Origin of the sequence: Arthrobacter sp. DNA4 (genome assembly GCF_024362385.1) — a bacterium.
Taxonomy (GTDB): Bacteria; Actinomycetota; Actinomycetes; order Actinomycetales; family Micrococcaceae; genus Arthrobacter.
Genome location: NZ_CP101466.1, coordinates 1,452,751 through 1,470,588 on the forward strand (window position 1 = coordinate 1,452,751; position 17,838 = coordinate 1,470,588).

7 protein-coding genes and 3 pseudogenes are annotated in these 17,838 nt (G+C 67.8%); all 10 read left to right on the forward strand.

What is annotated here, in order from left to right; translation table 11 throughout:
• Nucleotides 1-122: 122 nt before the first annotated feature.
• The 10 genes and pseudogenes from NMQ03_RS06745 (at nucleotide 123) to NMQ03_RS06790 (ending at nucleotide 17,807) form a co-directional block, all read left to right on the forward strand.
• Nucleotides 123-6,232 (forward strand): annotated as a pseudogene (locus NMQ03_RS06745) (Ig-like domain-containing protein).
• 77 nt (nucleotides 6,233-6,309) lie between these two features.
• Nucleotides 6,310-7,281, forward strand: a complete 972-nt coding sequence (locus NMQ03_RS06750) for a MoxR family ATPase (protein ID WP_255174943.1) — start codon at nucleotides 6,310-6,312, stop codon at nucleotides 7,279-7,281.
• 71 nt (nucleotides 7,282-7,352) lie between these two features.
• Complete coding sequence (locus tag NMQ03_RS06755) at nucleotides 7,353-8,696, forward strand: DUF58 domain-containing protein (RefSeq protein ID WP_255174944.1); 1,344 nt, start codon at nucleotides 7,353-7,355, stop codon at nucleotides 8,694-8,696.
• The gene (locus NMQ03_RS06760; protein ID WP_255174945.1) at nucleotides 8,693-11,305 is read left to right on the forward strand and encodes a transglutaminase family protein; all 2,613 of its coding nucleotides are present in this window, start codon (nucleotides 8,693-8,695) and stop codon (nucleotides 11,303-11,305) included. The genes NMQ03_RS06755 and NMQ03_RS06760 overlap by 4 nt, the downstream gene beginning before the upstream one ends.
• A pseudogene (locus NMQ03_RS06765) lies at nucleotides 11,305-11,358 on the forward strand (hypothetical protein); the annotation flags it as partial. The gene NMQ03_RS06760 and the pseudogene NMQ03_RS06765, both read left to right, overlap by 1 nt.
• Nucleotides 11,359-11,646: 288 nt before the next feature.
• On the forward strand, nucleotides 11,647-12,822 hold the full coding sequence (locus NMQ03_RS06770) for an RDD family protein (protein WP_255175550.1): 1,176 nt from the start codon (nucleotides 11,647-11,649) through the stop codon (nucleotides 12,820-12,822).
• A 159-nt stretch (nucleotides 12,823-12,981) separates the two neighbouring features.
• Entirely contained in the window at nucleotides 12,982-13,908 is a 927-nt protein-coding gene (locus NMQ03_RS06775; protein WP_255174946.1) for a PP2C family serine/threonine-protein phosphatase, read from the forward strand.
• Nucleotides 13,905-15,515, forward strand: coding sequence for a hypothetical protein (locus tag NMQ03_RS06780; RefSeq protein ID WP_255174947.1), 1,611 nt, complete (start codon nucleotides 13,905-13,907; stop codon nucleotides 15,513-15,515). The genes NMQ03_RS06775 and NMQ03_RS06780 overlap by 4 nt, the downstream gene beginning before the upstream one ends.
• Nucleotides 15,512-16,045: an FHA domain-containing protein gene (locus tag NMQ03_RS06785; RefSeq protein ID WP_255174948.1), complete on the forward strand. Its 534-nt coding sequence runs from the start codon at nucleotides 15,512-15,514 to the stop codon at nucleotides 16,043-16,045. The genes NMQ03_RS06780 and NMQ03_RS06785 overlap by 4 nt, the downstream gene beginning before the upstream one ends.
• Nucleotides 16,042-17,807 (forward strand): annotated as a pseudogene (locus NMQ03_RS06790) (serine/threonine-protein kinase). The gene NMQ03_RS06785 and the pseudogene NMQ03_RS06790 overlap by 4 nt, the downstream one beginning before the upstream one ends.
• Nucleotides 17,808-17,838 lie beyond the last annotated feature (31 nt).

Sequence of the window (17,838 nt, forward strand, 5' to 3'; positions counted from 1 at the left end):
CAGGTGTCCCCATCGCGGGGGTTGCGGCGGTTCTGTAGGCTTGCCGCGGGGAAAGAAAGCCTGCTGCCTGTCCTGCGACCGGGCCGCCATCTGGCTACACAATCTGAGGGAAAAGTAACGCTGTGACAACTCTGCTGGGGAAGCTTGGGCTGAAAAAGCGACATAGGAAGCTCGTCACTGGTACTGCGTTTGGTGCTGTGGTTGCTGTGGTGGTGACGGGTGCTGTGTTGTATCCGGGGTTTAAGACCACTGAGGTGGAGTTGAATGACGGTGGTGTGTGGGTGGTGTCGAAGTCCAGGAATGCTGTGGGGCGGTTGAATTATCCGTCGCGGGTGTTGGATGGTGCGGTGACGCCGGCGTCGACGACGTTTGATGTGTTGCAGCATGCCGGTGAGGTGTTTGTTGATGATGAGACTGGTTCGACGTTGAACCAGGTGTCGCTTACGAATATGCGTTTGGGTGGGGATAAGCAGTTGCCGGGGGCGGCTGATGTGAGTTTTGGGGCGCGGACGATTTCGGTGACGGATGCTGCGTCGGGGAAGGTGTGGGCGGTGTCGCCGTCCACGGTGAATGGTTTTGATAAGGAAGCGTCCGAGCCGGTGATGATTGGTTCGGCGGGCCTTGTGTCGGTGGTGGGGTCTGATGACCGGATTTATTCGGCGGATCCGAAGACCGGTGTGGTGACGGTGACGGGGGTGGACGCTGATGGTGGTGTTACGTCGTCGGAGTCCAGTACCTGGGATGGTCTTAAGGGTGCCGGGGATTTGCAGATGACGGTGGTGGGGGACCAGCCGGTGGTGTTGGATGCTGCTGCGGGGAGCCTGTTTTTGCCTGGTGGTAAGCGGCTGGCGTTGGAGGATGCGCGGGATGCGAAGTTGCAGCAGCCTGGGCCGGGCAGTGATGTTGTGGCGGTGGCGACGCGGAAGGCGTTGTTGAAGCAGCCGTTGGGTGGGGGTACGGCCGGGACGGTGGCGTTTGATGGTGAGGGGTTCCGGCTGCTCCGGTGCAGTTGGGCGGGTGTGTGCATGCGGCGTGGTCGGGTGCGAACAAGTATGTCCGGGACTGTGTCAATGATGCTGATGATAAGAATGTTGCGGTGCCGAGGGCGAGTGCGTCGCCGTCGTATGTTTTCCGGGTGAACCGGGACCTGGTGGTCCTGAATGATGTGAACTCGGGGAACGTGTGGTTGGTGAACCAGAACATGCAGCTGGTGAACAACTGGGACGACGTCATCCCACCCAAGAACCAGTCCGACGATCAGGACCAGGAGTCGGCGGACAACAACACCATCAACATCCTGCCGGACCGCACCAAGCCCAACCGTCCGCCGGAAACCAAGCCCGACGCCGTCGGAGTCCGCCCGGGCCGCACCACCATCCTCAGCGTCCTGGACAACGACTCCGACCCCGACGGCGACGTCCTCACCGCAGCGGTGGGGGACGCCGGACCCAAATCGGGGACGCTGGAAAGCATCTACGGCGGCACCGCCTTCCAGATCACCGTTCCCGCAGACGCCAAGCCGGGCACCGAGACCTTCAACTACAGTGCCTCGGACGGCCGCGGCCTGTCCGCCACGGGCCAGGTCACGCTCAACGTGGTGGGACCCGATGAAAACAAGCCGCCCAAGTTCAAGCGCGGGGAAGACACCACCATGCTGGTGGAGCAGGGCAAGACCGTCAGCCAGAACATTCTCACCGACTGGATCGATCCCGACGGCGACGACCTGGTCCTGCTGGACGCCAAGGCCGACAACGACCAGGACCAGGTCAAGGTCCGGCGCGACGGCCTGCTCACCTTCCAGGACTCCGGCGCCTCCGCCGGCAAGAAGAACGTCCAGGTCACCATCTGGGACGGCCGTGCCACCGTCACGGGCAAGGTGGTGGTCAACGTGCAGCCGCCCGGCGCCCTGGCACCCGTGGTCAACGCAGACCACGTCACCGCCGTGGTGGGCCAGGACCTGGTCATTTCCCCGTTGAAGAACGACGTCGACCCCAACGGAGGTGCCCTCCGCCTGGCCCAGGTGGAAGCCAACGGCCCTGCCGAACTTGGCCCCGTCACTGACGGCGGCACCTTCACCTTCCGCAGCAGCACGCCCGGCCCCGTCTACCTGACCTACATCGCCAGCAACGGCCCCCAAAGCAGCCAGGGCCTCATCCGGGTGGACGTGGAATCCGGCAACGACGGCGGCGACCCCGTGGCAGTCCATGACGTTGCCCTGATGCCCACCGGCGGCGGCGTGCTGCTGGACCCCCTGGCCAATGACTCCGACCCCTCCGGGGGTGTCCTGGTGCTGCAGTCCGTGAAGCTCCCGGACAACGCGACGGTGTCCGTCAGCGTGATCAACCACAGCGTCCTGCGCATCACGGACATCCTGGGGACCAAGGACCCCATCCTGTTCGAATACACCATGTCCAACGGAAAGAAGTCTGCCACCGGCTCAGTCTCCGTGGTGCCGGTCCCGGCACCGGCCGTGGTGGAAGCACCCCAGCCCAAGCCGGACGAGGTGAATGTCCGCGTCAACGACGTGGTCACCATCCCCGTCCTGGACAACGACACCCACCCGCAGGGGCAGGAACTGACCGTGGACCCCGTGCTGCCGCAGGCGGTTGATCCTGCCAACGGCAAGAGCTTCGTCTCCGAGAACACGCTCCGGTTCATTGCGGGCAGCCAGCCCAAGACCGTGCGCGCCATCTACAACGCGGTGGATCCGCAGGGCCAGAAGAGCGCCGCCGCCGTGACCATCCACATTCTTCCGCTCGAAGGCGCGGAGAACTCCCGGCCCCAGCCGCGGAACCTCACCGCCCGCGTGGTGGCCGCCGGCACCGTCCGGATCCCCGTGCCCCTCGACGGCATCGACCCCGACGGTGACTCCGTGCAGTTGACCGGCATCGACAGCACCCCTGCCATGGGCACCGCCACCGTGGGCAGCAACTTCATCGACTTCACTGCCGCGGGCGACGGCGCCGGGACCGACACTTTCCGCTACAAGGTGGTGGACCGCCAGGGTGTGGCAAATACGGGCACCGTGACGGTGGGCATTGCACCGCGTGGTGAGATCAACCAGAAGCCAACCCCGGTTGATGACGAAGTCCGGGTCCGGCCGGGCCGACAGATCGCGGTGGACGCCATTGCCAACGACACCGATCCCGACGGCGACCGCATCCGCATCCTCACAGACGGCATCGAGGCCGACCCCGCTCTGCAGGCCACCGTCAGCAAGAACAGTGGCCGCATCATCCTCCTGGCACCCAACGAGGCCGGTACCGTCAACGTCCGCTACACAGTTGCCGACGACCGCGACGCCACCGCCCAGGCCACCATCCGCCTGGTGGTTGACAATGATGTGCCCCTGAAGGCCCCGATCGCGCGCGACGACAGGGTCACCTCGGCCCAGGCCATGGGCAAGACGGCCGTGGACGTCCCCGTCCTCAAGAACGATGAGGACCCGGACGGCGTGGGCGAAAACCTGAAGATCAGCACCGAGGCCACCACCGCACGTCCCGGGGGCAACGGCAACGTTCTGGTGGACCTCACCGAACAGCCCCAGCTCATTCCATACACCGTCGAAGACGTGGATGGGCAGCAGTCCACCGCGATCATCTGGGTCCCGGGCCTGGGCCAGCAAGTTCCCACCCTGGCCAAGGACGAGGTCATCGAAGTGGTCGCCGGGCAGTCCGTCGACGTCGACCTGAAGGAATGGGTCAAGGTACGCGAAGGCCGCTCGCCCCGGCTGACCCAGGCGGACCGGATCAAGCTCATTGGGGCCGACGGCGGCGATCCCATCATCCGGGACGGTGCAGGCCTTAAATACTCCGCGGGAGCTGACTATGTCGGCCCTGGATCACTCACCTTCGAGGTGACCGACGGTACAGGACCCGATGATCCGGCCGGTCTCAAGTCGACCCTCAGCATCCGCACCAAGGTCCTGCCGGACCCCAACAAGAACAACCCGCCGGAACTGCTGGGCGCCAACGTGGATGTTCCCAAGGGTGACTCGGCCACCACTGACCTCGGCAAGCTCACCTCCGATCCGGACCAGGACGACGTCGAGAAGATGAAGTACGAAGTGGTGGGCGACTCACCCGGCGGCTTCAACGCACGCATCGAAGGCAAGACGCTGAAGGTGTCGGCGGCCGATTCCACGGCAACCGGAACCCGCGCCGCCGTGCAGGTCAAGGCAACCGACCCCCGCGGGCTCCAGGCCACGGCCACCTACCAGCTTGCCGTGACCGCCTCCAACCGGCCCAAACCGGTGGCGAACGACGACGGGCAGGACAACGCCGCCGCCGGCAAACCGGTGACCATCAATGTGCTGGCCAATGACGCCAACCCGTTCCCGGAAACACCGCTGAAGATCATTGCCGCGAACACCGAAACGGGCAGCGGCAATGTGGGCGTCAATGGTGACTCTGTGACCGTCACACCGGCGCCCGGGTTCACCGGAACCATGGTGGTGGCGTACACGGTGGAAGACAAGACGCAGGACAGCTCCAGGCATGCCACAGCGCGTGTCCGGCTGACCGTCAAGGACAAGCCTGCTGCGCCCACCACGCCGCAGGCGCAGAGCGTGGGCGACCAGACCGCGCTGCTCACCTGGTCCGCGCCGGCCGACCGTGGCTCCGCCATCACCAAGTACACCGTCTATGGTGAGGGCGGGTTCCGGCAGGAGTGCCCGGCCAACACCTGCACCCTGAACGGCCTGACCAACAACACCACGTACCACTTCCAAGTGACGGCCACCAACGAGTTCGGCGATTCCGACCGCTCGCCGGCGTCCGCCGATGTCCGCCCGGACGTCAAACCGGATACGCCGCTGGCGCCGTCGCTGAAGTTCGGCGACAAGCAGCTGACGGTGAACTGGACTGCCCCGGCCAGCAAGGGCTCCCCGGTGAAGTCCTACGACCTGGAAATTTCACCGGCTCCGGCCGGGCAGAACGCCCAGATCCAGGGGCTGACATCGGTCAGCTACGTCTGGAAGGGCCTCCAGAACGGCGTCTCCTACAAGGTCCGGGTCCTGGCCCGCAACGATGCCAAGGACCCCTCCGAGTGGAGCCCGTATTCGGCGGCCGAGGTGCCGGCCGGCGTCCCCGCCACTCCAGCGGCGCCGAGCGTGGCACAGGCGACGCCGGTAGGTTCGCAGAGCCAGCTGAGGGTGGTTTGGACCGCGCCCAACAACAACGGTGACGCGGTCTCGGCCTACACCCTGACCACGCTCCGGGGCGGTGCCGCGGTCTCCAGCCAGCAGGTGTCCGGCACCTCGCAGAACGTCACCGTGGACAACTCGGAAACGAACTACACCTTTACGGTTTCGGCAACCAACAAGGCCGGAACGAGCGCCACGAGCGCGCAGTCCGCCGCAATCCGGGCAGCAGGCAAACCTGGCACTGTCAACGCTGGAACCGTAAAAGAGAACGGGACCAGCGGCCAGCTCGACGTTACGTTCACGCCCCTGACGGATGCGCAGCGCAACGGCTCCACGGCGTCCGAGATTGCCTACTCATACAATGCCGACGGAAAGACAGGTGCCATCAAGGCCGGGGGAGGAACCATCGGTGGCATGACCAACGGGCGGGACATCACCGTGACTATCATTGCCACGTCCACCAAGAACAATATGTCCGGTGACGCCAAGGCCATCGGCACCGGGAACCCCTACGGTCCTGCCAATGCCCCCAGCATCAACGGCGGCACCTCGGCGAAGGGCGATGGCCAGGTGCACTGGACCTGGAACGACCCCGCGACGAACGGCAGGCCCCTTAGCTACTACGAAGTGAGCATGGATGGTGGCGGCTGGCAGAACGTCGGCAAGGCGAACAAGTTCGATACCGGAGCCGGCGGGTGGAGCACGAGCCACAAACTGCGGGTCCGCGCCTACACCGTCACCAACGGGGCAATCGGCGGACCGGTCACGTCTACCTCCGGTCCGGATAACACCCCACCCCCGCCCACGGACTGGTACGTCACGGCAAGCCCGGTGCGCAGCTGCACGGAGCCCCGCCAGGGGACGGACAGCTTCATCGACGGCAACCCGTCCCAGTGCACAGGTGGCGGCAAGTGGCTCGATGCCGGTGCCCCATCCACGGCGGACCGCTACCAGGTCTGGTACAAGACCTCCAACAACCCGAGCGGCATCTGGTACCACCTGAATTCGGGGATGGCGTCCGGCAACTGGCTCCGCTGCGACACCTCGAACGTGGGCTGCACCCCGCCCAAGGGCATGCCAAACCGCTAGCAACCGCATCACCCCCTGCAGGCCCGGACCTCCCGGGCCCACAAGGAATTCCGATCCATCAGAAGGAAGCACATCTCATGACCATGACCATTGAGCAGGCCGAGTGGTTTGCTGACACGTTCGAAAAGCTGGTTGCCAACGTGGGCCAGGCGGTGCTGGGCAAGGAACACGTCATCCGGCTGACCTTCACCGCCATGCTGGCCGAAGGCCACGTCCTGTTCGAGGACGCCCCGGGTACGGGCAAAACCTCCCTTGCCCGCGCCCTGGCTGCCACCGTGCAGGGCTCCAACAACCGCATCCAGTTCACCCCGGACCTGCTGCCCTCCGACGTCACCGGTGTGACCATCTACGACCAGAAGACGCAGAAGTTCGAGTTCCACAAGGGCCCGATCTTCAACAACATCGTCCTGGCCGACGAAATCAACCGTGCCTCGCCCAAGACCCAATCGGCGCTGCTGGAGGTCATGGAGGAATCCCGCGTGACCGTGGACGGCGTCACGTATTCGGCAGGGCGGCCCTTTATGGTGATGGCCACCCAGAACCCGATCGAGCAGGCCGGTACCTACCGCCTTCCCGAGGCGCAGCTTGACCGCTTCCTGATCAAGACCTCCATCGGTTACCCGGACCACGCGTCCACGGTCCGGCTCCTGGGCGGCAGCAACCTGAAGGACCGCTCCAAGGAACTCTCCGCCGTCATCACCACCCAGGCCGTGGCGGACATGGCCGATCTCGCCGCAACGGCGCACGTGGACACTGCCGTGCTGGAGTACATCTCCAGGCTGTGCGAGGAAACCCGCAACGCCCCGGAAACGCGCCTTGGGGTGTCAGTGCGTGGTGCCCTGGCCATGGTGCGGGCCGCCAAGGTCTGGGCCGCCGCGCAGGGCCGGAACTTCGTCCTGCCGGACGACATCAAGGAACTGGCATCCGTGGTGTGGACCCACCGGTTCGTGATGGACCCCGAAGCAGAGTTCTCCGGCGCCACCGCCGAGGCCGTGCTGACCCGGATCCTGGCCGACGTCGCCGCCCCGCAGCAGCGCACCAACGCTTGATCCGCCCGGCTGCGGCCGAACGCCGCAGCCACCGTCATTCCATTCCAGCGCAACAACGAAGGCACACCCCTATGTCCGACGGCACGTCCAGCGGTACCCCGTTGACCCGGCTCGCGGAGCGTCTCCAGCACCTCTTCCAACGGAACGGCCGCCCCACCCGGCTGCACCCCGCAGCGGTGTGGTCCGAGGCCAGCAGCACCGCACTCCAGGCCCTGGCGCCCGCATGGCGGTCCGTCCGGGACACCTGGCTGAAGTACGCGTGGCCGGTGCTTTCCGTGGTCAGCATCCTGGGCTGGTCCGTCCTCGCCGCCGCGATCCTGCTCTGGACCACAGGACAGGCATTTGGCTGGCAGGAAGCCACGGCGGCGGCCATTGCCGCCTTCGCCATGTTCGTCATCGCAGTGGCCTTCATCCTGGGCCGGTCCTCGTACGGGGTGGTCCTGGACCTGGCCCGCACCCGGGTGGCGGTGGGGGACAGCGCCGTCGGCAGCATTGCCGTCTCCAACACCTCCGCGCGTCCCCTCCTGCCGGCCGCGCTGGAACTGCCGGTGGGCAGCACCACTGCCGTATTCCACCTGCCCCGGATGAAGCCCGGCCAGGTGCACGAAGACCTGTTCACCATCCCCACCGCCCGGCGCGCCGTCATCGTGGTGGGACCCGTCCGCTCCGTGCGGGCGGACCCGCTGCACCTGCTGCGCCGCCAGGTCCTCTGGACTGAGCCGGAGGACCTCTTCGTCCACCCGCGCACCGTCGCCCTGGCCGTCTCCGCCGCCGGCTTCATCCGCGACCTCGAGGGCATGCCCACCACGGACCTCTCCAGCGCCGACGTCTCCTTCCACGCCCTGCGCGACTATGTGCCGGGCGATGACCGCAGGCACATCCACTGGAAGACCACGGCCCGCACCAACAAGCTGATGGTGCGCCAGTTCGAGGAAACGCGCCGCGCCCACCTGGCCATTTCGCTGTCCATCAACACCGAGGAATACGCTTCCGAAACCGAGTTCGAGATGGCCATCTCGGTGGCTGCCTCCATCGGCCGGCAGGCCATCCGCGAACAGCGCGAACTGGATGTCCTGACCCAGAAGGGGCCCCTGCGCTGCGAAACCGGCCGCAACATGCTCGATGACATGACCCGGATCGTGGGCACCCCCATGCGCCGCACCGCCGTCGACCTCGCCCGGACCCTGGCGGACACCGTCCCCAACGCCTCCGTCGTCTTCTTCGTGGTGGGCAGCAACGTAACGGCAAGCCAGCTTCGCTCCGCCGCAGCCTCCGTGCCGCCCGGCGTCCGCAGCCTGGCAGTAAGGGTGGAAACCGGCGCGGCCCCCACCCGGGCCAACATCGCAGACCTTACTGTCCTGACGCTCGGCGACCTGGGCGACCTTGCCATCGTGCTGAGAAAGGCGGCCGCATGAGCACCGCACCGGGCCGATCCCGACAAACCCCTGCCCCGCAGGACCATAGCCGCCGCAAAGTGGCCAACCAGGAGTCGGCGTTCGCGGACGGCCAGCCGCTGTGGCACTTCCTGCTCGACGCCGGAGCCCTGGTGGTCCTGCTGGGCTTGGGACTGCTCGGCTTCGGCCTGAGCTTCGGCGGGGACCCGTACTACCTGCTGTCGGGTTTCGGCGGCATCATCCTGGGCCTGGCCATCGGCGCGGTCAACGCCCACCTGCGCCTGGGCCTGCTCATCACCACCGCACTGGCCCTTGCCGCGTACCTCCTCTTTGGCACCTGGCTGGCGGTCCCTGATGCTGCCATCGCCGGCTTCGTCCCCACCCTGGATTCGCTGCGGACCCTGCTCCTCGGCGTCGTCTTCGCCTGGAAGGACATGCTCACGGTGGGTGTGCCCGTGGGAACTGCCGGCGGCGTGCTGATTGTCCCCTTCCTGAGTTCCCTGATCACGGCGCTCGTGGCTGCGCTGCTGACGTGGCGCACCAAAAGCCCCTACCTGCCCCTCCTGCCCGTGCTGGTCCTGTTCGTCACCGGCATCGCCTTCAGCACCAACGCGGCGTTCCTGACCCTGGAACGTGGCATCGGCCTGACAGTGCTGGGCATCGCGTGGGCAACGTTCCGCCGGGACGCGCTCCGGCGGAACAACACCCGGCGGGTGTCCGTGAACAACCCGCAGACGGACACGGCCGCCGCACGGCGTGCCCGGATCCGCCGGCTGGGCATGGCTACGGGAGTCATTGCCGTCAGCGTGGGGGTCACCGCAGTGGCCGCACCGCTGGTCAGCGCAGGAGAGGACCGGAAGGTCCTCCGCAACGTGGTGGTACCCCCGTTCGACCCCAAGGACTACATCACGCCCCTGGCAAGCTTCCGGACGTATGTGAAGGACAAAAAGGACGACACCCTGTTCGTGGTCAAGGGCCTTCCGAAGGACAGCCGGGTCCGGCTCGGCGCCCTGGATGCCTTCAACGGGACCAACTACAACATGGACCCCAATGGCTCCGGAAACTTCAGTAAGGTGGGCGATGCGAAATCCATCAACACCCTCGCCGACTCATCCGGTGTGGTGCCCACCAACGACTACTCGATCAGCATCAACATCGAGGACTACCAGGGCTACTTTGTCCCCGGCGGACGAAAGACCACGGGCATCAGCTTTGACCAGTCCGGCTCTGCCGCCGCTTCGGGCCTCTACTTCAACCCCGGCTCCGACACCGCGGTGACCACCGGCGGGCTTTCCCGCGGCGACTCCTACAGTGTCCAGGTCTCAGATCCCGTCAAGCTCGAGCACGGGCAGCTGACGCAGTACGATTTCGCAAAGATTTCCCTCCCGGACGCGCTGGAGGTGCCGCCGGTGGTGGGGTCCCAGGCCAACGACTTGTCCGCTGATGCGCCGACGGCCATCGACCGGGTGCGCCAGATCGAAGCCCACTTCCAAAAAACCGGGGCGTTCAGCAACGGCCTGGTCAGTGAAGGCCAGTTGCCCAGCGTCTCCGGCCACGGCGCAGCCCGCATACGCAGCCTGCTGACGGCCAAGCAGATGCTTGGTGACGATGAGCAGTACGCGGTGGCCATGTCCCTGATGCTCCGCCACCTGGGCATCCCGTCCCGCGTGGTGATGGGTTTCTACCCTGAGCCAACCAGCCCGGAGAACGGTGCAGGCGAGGTGAAGATCACCGGCAAGGACGTCCACGCCTGGGTTGAGGTCGCCTTTGAACGGGTCGGCTGGGTCAGCTTCGATCCCACCCCGCCCAAGGACAACATCCCCATCCCGCCTGACCCCGAGAACAAGTCCAAGCCCAAGCCGCAGGTGCTGCAGCCGCCGCCCCCGCCGCAGGAGCCGGCAGACCTGCCGCCGGACTCATCACCGGACGCGCTGGATGCCGACCAGAAGAAGAACAACCCGTGGCTGTTCTGGGGTGCCCTCCTGGGTGCCCTGGGCGTCGTCGCGATCCCGCTGATGATCCTGGCCCTGCCGCTGCTGCTGATCGCCCTGCTGAAGACACGACGGCGGAAGTCGCGTTTCCGCGACGGGCACCCCGCCCAGCGTGTGGGCGGAGGATGGAACGAGGTGGTGAGCCTGGCGACAGACCTGGGCGCCGCCGTCGACACCCGCTCGACGCGGCGGGAGAGTGCCGCCGTCCTGGCCGAAGCATTCCCCGCCACCCAGGGAACCACCACCATGCTGGCGCGCCGGGCGGACGCCTCGATCTTCGGAGCGGGGGAGCCCACGGAGGAGGAGGTCCGCGAGTACTGGACCATCGTGGACGGGTCCCTCAAGGAGATGACCTCCTCCATCGGATTCTGGCGGCGCCAGCAGGCGCGGTTCTCGCCGCGGTCGCTTCTTGCCGACGCCAGGACCGCGATGAACTCCGGCAAAGGCCTCAAATTGCGCGGCGGCCGCATGGCGCTGCCGGCGATGGGCGGGATCCTTGCCGCACGCCGCCGCCGGATTGCAGGCGGGGACCCTGCCGCGGATCGGGCGGAAACGCCCAACGCACCTTCAGCGCCCCGGCCGGAGGCCCCGCCCCGGGACACCAAGGAGCCAGACCAGCAAGGACCCAACCAGCAGTGATGCCCGACGCCGAACGCTGCCCGCGCTGCCAACAGCAGATCCGCGCGGGAGCCACCTTCTGCACCGCCTGCGGCGCGCCGCTGCCCAACCGGGCGGCGCGCCGCACCCGCACCCCGGACGCGCTGGAGCACCAGGACAGGAGTGACGCCGGGGAAGCGCGCCCCACGCATGCGCACGGGATTCCCGGTACTATCCCGGTAGTAGAAAGGCCCCCGGCAGGTCAGCCGGCGGGCACAGCACATACGGGCAACGCGCGCAGGGGCACCCTGCACACGGGCACCGGGCCGGGCAGGACCGGCGGTTCCACAAGGGTGGAAGCCGCTCCAGGGGGAGGAACGGGAATGGCAGTGAACCTTCAGCTTGTTCCGGCTGCGGCGGGCAAGCGGCTTGGCGCTGCCGTCATCGACTGGCTGCCGGGCGTGGCAGTGCTGGTGGTGACGTTCGCCATCGGATTTGCCGGGATCACCCGCACCAGGAGCGGCGGGTTCATCGTGTACGACACCTCTTCTTTGGTGCTGTTCGGCGGAATCGGCCTGGGCCTTACCCTGGCCTACCTGTTCGTGGTGCTCGGTCTGGAAGCCCGCAGCGGCAAAACGCCCGGCAATCTGGCCATGGGCATCCGCAGCGCGGACCAGGACGGCTACGCACCCGGCGCGGGCGCTGTCTTCCTGCGCGGCCTCATCACCGGGGCAGGCATCCTCCTGGCCCTGCTGGCGGCAGTGCTGGTAGTGGTCTTCAAATGGTTTGACGCCGCCCTGTTCATCCTCGGCCCGCTGCTCCTGGTGGGTGCTGCCTGGGCCGTGCTGGTGGTGGTTTCCAACCGTTGGGACAAGAACGGCGGCCTCCGGGGCTGGAATGACACCGCGGCCAAGACCCTGGTGTTCGACGTCAAGGCAGGCCGGGACCCCATCACCACTGGCGGCATCCAGGGGCCCTACAGCTTCGCGCCCCTGGACCTCCCGCCCGTGCAGCAGGTGCTGTCCCCGGTGGCCGGGGCCAAAGCACCGCAACCCCCGGCATCCCAAACCAATGGCTCCCAGCCGACTGCTCCGGCGCTGCAAACCCCGCCACCCGCTGTCCCGGCCCCGTACAACCCGGCCCCTTACAACCCGACGCCGGCGGTTCCGGGGCCGCAGGTCAACGGACCCCAGGCGTCCGCACCCCAAGCACCTGCGCCGTCGGCCACCATGCCGTCCCAGACCATGCCTTACACCTCGCCGGCGTCCTTCGCGCCGCCCGCGGCCGGTTCCCAGGGCGTCCCCCCGGGGCACCGGGTGCCTTCGCAGCACGTGGACGACGACGTCGAACGCACCCAGGTGCGTCCCGGCGCCGCATGGCCCCGCCCAGGTGGCCGTCCTCCGCATCCGCCTGGACGATGGCCGGGACTTCCAGCTGGACCGCAGCGTCCTCGTGGGCCGCAACCCGGTGGGGCAAACGGGCGAACAGCACGCCCAGTTGCTGGCCGTGGACGACCCCGGGCGCTCCATCTCCAAGACGCACCTGCACCTGCTCACTGACGGTGCGGGCATCTGGGTGACGGACCGGCAGTCAACCAACGGAAGCGCCGTCACCACCCCGGACGGCCTGCGCACCCCCCTGGTGCCGGGCGTCCCCACGTTTGTTACCCCGGGATCCAGTGTGCACTTTGGAGACCGTACCTTTTACCTAGGACAGGCATGAACCAGCACCCCGCCAGTGTTTCCTCCACCATCCAGCCGGGGCCGGGCCTCAGCCTTACCTACGGCTACGGGACGGACAGGGGACTCCGCCGGGAGCTGAACGAAGATTCGTACATCGCGGCTGACCCCGTCTTCGCCGTGGCTGACGGCATGGGCGGACACGAGGCCGGCGAAATCGCCAGCGGCCTGTGCGTGCGCGCCTTGGCAGAAATGCCCCAGGTCACCACGGGGGAGCGGAACATTACCGCGTCCCTCCTCCAGGAGTACCTGGTCCGTGCCGACGCCTCCATCCGCGAAGCCACGGGCGCCCGCGCCGGCACCACCCTGACGGGCGCCGTGGTGGTGGAGCAAATGGGCGTGCCGTACTGGCTGGTCCTGAACATTGGCGATTCCCGCACCTACCGGCTCAGCCAGGGCCGGTTCGAGCAGATCAGCGTGGACCATTCCGAGGTCCAGGAACTCGTGGACGCCGGCGAGATCACCGCACAGGAAGCCACCGTCCATCCCCGTCGGCACGTGGTCACCCGGGCCCTTGGCACAGGGGACGAGACGGAGGCGGACTACTGGCTCCTCCCCGTGGAGGAAGGCGACCGGGTGCTGGTCTGTTCGGACGGCCTCACCGGGGAATTGCCGGACGAGGAGATCCTCCGGATCCTCAGCACCGTGGCTGAGCCGCAGGACGCAGTGGACGCCCTGATCCAGGCTGCCCTGCGCAGCGGCGGCCGGGACAACGTGACGGCCATCGTGGTGGATGCCAGGAACGTGGCGAACGACGACGGCACTGGCACCACGGCACCCCGGCACACCCCGGCGGACGGGGACGAAGTGACGCTGCCGCGGCCGGCTGCGTCCGAAGCCGTCACGCAGCCCCTGCCCGCGCCCTTCGAAGGCAGCACCGACCAGGACGGAGACCCCGGACGATGACCGGCGCCAGCTACATTCCCGGCACCTGGCTGGGCATCGTCCGGTCCGGGACCGCAGTCCTCCTGGGCCCGGAGACACCCGCCGGACTCGCAGGTGCAATCTGGGAGCTCCTGGCTTCGCAACCCGAGCCGCACGAGGTCCTGGCAGCCGTCACCAGCAGTTCCGGTGGCTCCCTGACCCGCATCCCGTCCTTCGGCATTTTGGACTTCAACGGGTCCTTGCGGGTCTTCCTGCGCGGTGACCTCGACCTCAGCGTGGAGCAGCCCGGCGGGCCGGTGGAGCTCGACGGCCGCGACGTGACCACCTGGAACGAGCGCAGGTTCGTCGTGCCCGGGACATGCCGGCTGGGTGTCGCCGGCGGTGCCACGGCGGGGCAGGCCGCGGGACGCCCCGGCCAGCCGCTCAATGAACGGCCGCTGCGTGAACAGCCGCTGCCTGAACTGCCGCTGGGGGAGGGTGTGGTGCTGCTCCAGACGCTGACCCTGTGCGCGCCGGCCGGCCCTGCCGCCGTCGGTGGTCCTGCCGCCGTGGACCGGGAAGAATCCCCGGTGACACCGGCCAGCGTTGATGGCCCGTTCGCCGTCAGTTCTTCCGGCGAGGTGGACGGCCCAGCCGGCTTCGGTCCGCCGTTGGCCCCCGAACCTGCCCCTGGAACGGCGGCGGCGGATGACGGGGAAGCGGCCGACGAGTCCCAGGGCCGGCCTGACACTTTCACTCCAGCTGAATCTGGCGTGGACGTACGCGAATCTGCGGACATGCCGGATCCGGTACCCGCCGCGCACCACGTCGACCCGGAAGCCACTATCGCCCCCGGCTCGATCATGGACGCCGACGGAGAGCTTTTTGAGGAAACCGGCGCCGGGGATTCGACCGGTGACGGGGCGCCAGGCGCTGAGTCTCCAAACACGGAATCCCCAGCTACCGCAGGACCCGGCTCCGCCGCAGCAGGCGCGGAGCCAACCACCGCGGCAGCAAGCCACGGTGATGCAGGTCCCGCCGTGGAGCTGACCACGTCCTACGACCACCTGTGGGACCGGACCGTGATGCGAAACATCGAAGACGCAGCCGTGCGGGAGGACCTCGACGCCGACTCCGGACATGTAGTGCCGCAGCAACAGCCGGCGCTGCCCGCAGCTGAACCACTCCCTGCCCTGGGCACGGGGGAGGATGCGGCGCCGGGCGGCTCGTCGGCCGAATCCGGAGCAGGACTTGCCGGAGCAGCAGATTCCGGCCCATCAGATGCCCGTTCAGACGCTCCCGCCGGACCCGGTGCCGGCTCGAACGGCGCGGCTGCCACTCCGTCCCGTCCCGCTTCCTCCGGAGTCCTCATCGATTCCGTCCCCTGGCGCACCGCAGGGACGGCACCCGCAGCGACGGCACCCGGCATCGGCAGCGACGCTCCCGCCCGGGAGCCCGCCCCCTTCCAGGGACTTCCGGCTGCCTATGAGCCCGGTCCGGCTGCATTTGGGCGGCCCCGGTCCATGAGCTGCCTGCCGATGGGCAGCCAGTCCATACCCCGCCGCCCCACAACCCACAGGTCCACCAGCCGGATCCAGGCCAGGAACCCGGCGGCTTCGATCCCGACCATGATGGTCAGACGGTCATGAAGAGCAGCGTCGCCGGGTCGGCAGCCGGCCCTGCCGCGGACGCACCTGCCGCCCGGCAGGATGCGGGCGGCGGCCCGCTGGTACTCGCCCGCGTCTGCGCACAGGGCCACGCCAATCCGCCCACCCGCGCCCAGTGCAGTGTCTGCGGGGCCGCCCTGTTGCCCGATGCGGTGCAGGTAGCGCGTCCCAGGCTGGGACGGATGCGGCTGTCCACCGGAGACCTGCTGGACCTCGACCAGTCCATGGTGATCGGCCGCCAGCCGTCGGTGTCCCGGGTCCAGGGCGGAGTGATGCCGCGCCTGGTGCAGGTGGCAAGCCCGGGCGGTGACATCTCGCGGTCCCACGTGGAGGTGCGGCTTGAGGGCTGGCACGTGATGCTCTGCGACCTCAAGGCGACCAACGGCACCGTCCTGGTGCGCGAAGGCCAACCGCCGCGCCGCCTCGCCCAGAACGAGATGGCCATCCTGCTCGATGGCGATATCGCTGAACTGGGCGACAACATCTCATTGCGTTTTGAGGAGATTCCTTGAGTTCCAAACGGCCTGTTGCGCCGCCGCCCCGCATTCCGGGGTTCACCTATATCAGCCTGCTCGGCTCGGGCGGCTTTTCCGACGTCTACCTCTACGAACAGGACAGGCCGCGCCGGAAGGTCGCCGTCAAGGTGCTGCTCTCGGACCTGAAGACCGAGGGCGCCCGGCGCCGCTTCGAGTCCGAGGCCAACCTCATGGCCCAGCTGTCCTCGCACCCGTACATCGTCACCATTTTCGAAGCGGAAGTAACGGACGACGGGCATTCCTACCTGGCCATGGAGTACTGCTCCCGGCCCAGCCTGGACGTGCGGTACCGGCGGCAGCGCTTCAGCGTTGATGAAGTCCTGGCCGTCGGCATCCAGGTGGCCTCCGCCGTCGAAACCGCGCACCGTGCCGGAATCGCCCACCGCGACATCAAGCCCGCCAACATCCTGGTGACGGACTACAACCGTCCCGCGCTGACCGACTTCGGGATCTCCGGCACCCTTGCCGGGGACTCTGACGACGACTCGGGCATGTCCATTCCCTGGTCGCCGCCGGAGCAGTTCCGCGACGGCAGTGTTGACGGCGTCATGGTGGACGTGTGGGCCCTCGGCGCCACTCTGTACACCCTGCTGGCCGGTCGCTCGCCCTTCGTCCTGCCCGGGGCGGACAACTCGCAGCGAGAACTGATCAACCGGATCAGCAACTCGCCGCTGCCCCGGCTGGGCCGTCCGGATGTGCCGGAATCGCTGGAACTGGCCCTGGCCACAGCCATGGCCAAGTCGCCGCGGTCACGGTATTCCTCCGCGCACGCCTTCGCGCTGGCCCTCCAGCGGATCCAGGCTGAGCTCAACCTCTCCGTGACGCCCTTCGAAGTCCTCGAGGAACCCCAGCAGGAGGAGGGCCACCCGGACGACGGCACGGAGGAAACCCGCGTCCGGAGCATCGCCGCGATCGACCCGGAGCGGACCGGCAGCGCCCCCACCTTCCCGGCCCGCACCCGCCCCGGCTCAGCCGGCGACGGGACCGACGCCACGGCACGGCGGGGTGGCGCCGTCCCGCCGTCGTCCTTCACCCCCGCCGGCCCAACCCCATGGCGGCGGCCCCGGCCGTGCCCTCCATCCCGGCGGCCCCCGCCGGAGCGTCTGGCCCCGGAGGAGGTGCGGCCGACGGCGGCGGCCAGGGGGAGTGGGCACAGTCCACCGTCCTGCGCGGCAGCACAGGCGCGGCGAACTATGGTGCCCCGGTAAGGGACGACGCCGGGCCGGACACCTACACCGCCGACGCCACCGTGCACCGGCCCGTGAACGTGGACCAGCCGCAGGCGGCGCCGGCGGCAGACCATGGCAAGCGCAACCTCTGGCTCGCGCTGGCCGGCGGAACCCTCCTGGCCCTGGCGGCGGTGGTGGGCATCGTGGTGGCCAACACTGCAACCGGGACGCCCAAAGCAGTGGAAACCCAGCAGGTCAGCAAGCCGCCGGCCGACGCCGTGGACAGCGGCACTGTCCCCAGTGTCGAAGGCCTCGCGGCATCACGAAAGCCCGAAGATCCAAACACCATCATCTTCTCCTGGACCAACCCGCAGCCCAGGGAGGGCGACTCCTACAAGTACCGCACCAAATCGGCCAAGGCGGACGGGCCCTACGAAACCACGAAAGTACCGAAGACCTTTGTTTCCGGGTTCGGCCCCACTCCCATTTGCCTGGAAGTGATCCTGGTGCGGGCCGACGGCAGCGCCTCGCCGGAAGGCCAGGACTCCATCGCCTGCCTGCAGGACTAGCCAGCTGATGACGCAAACACATTGCCCACTG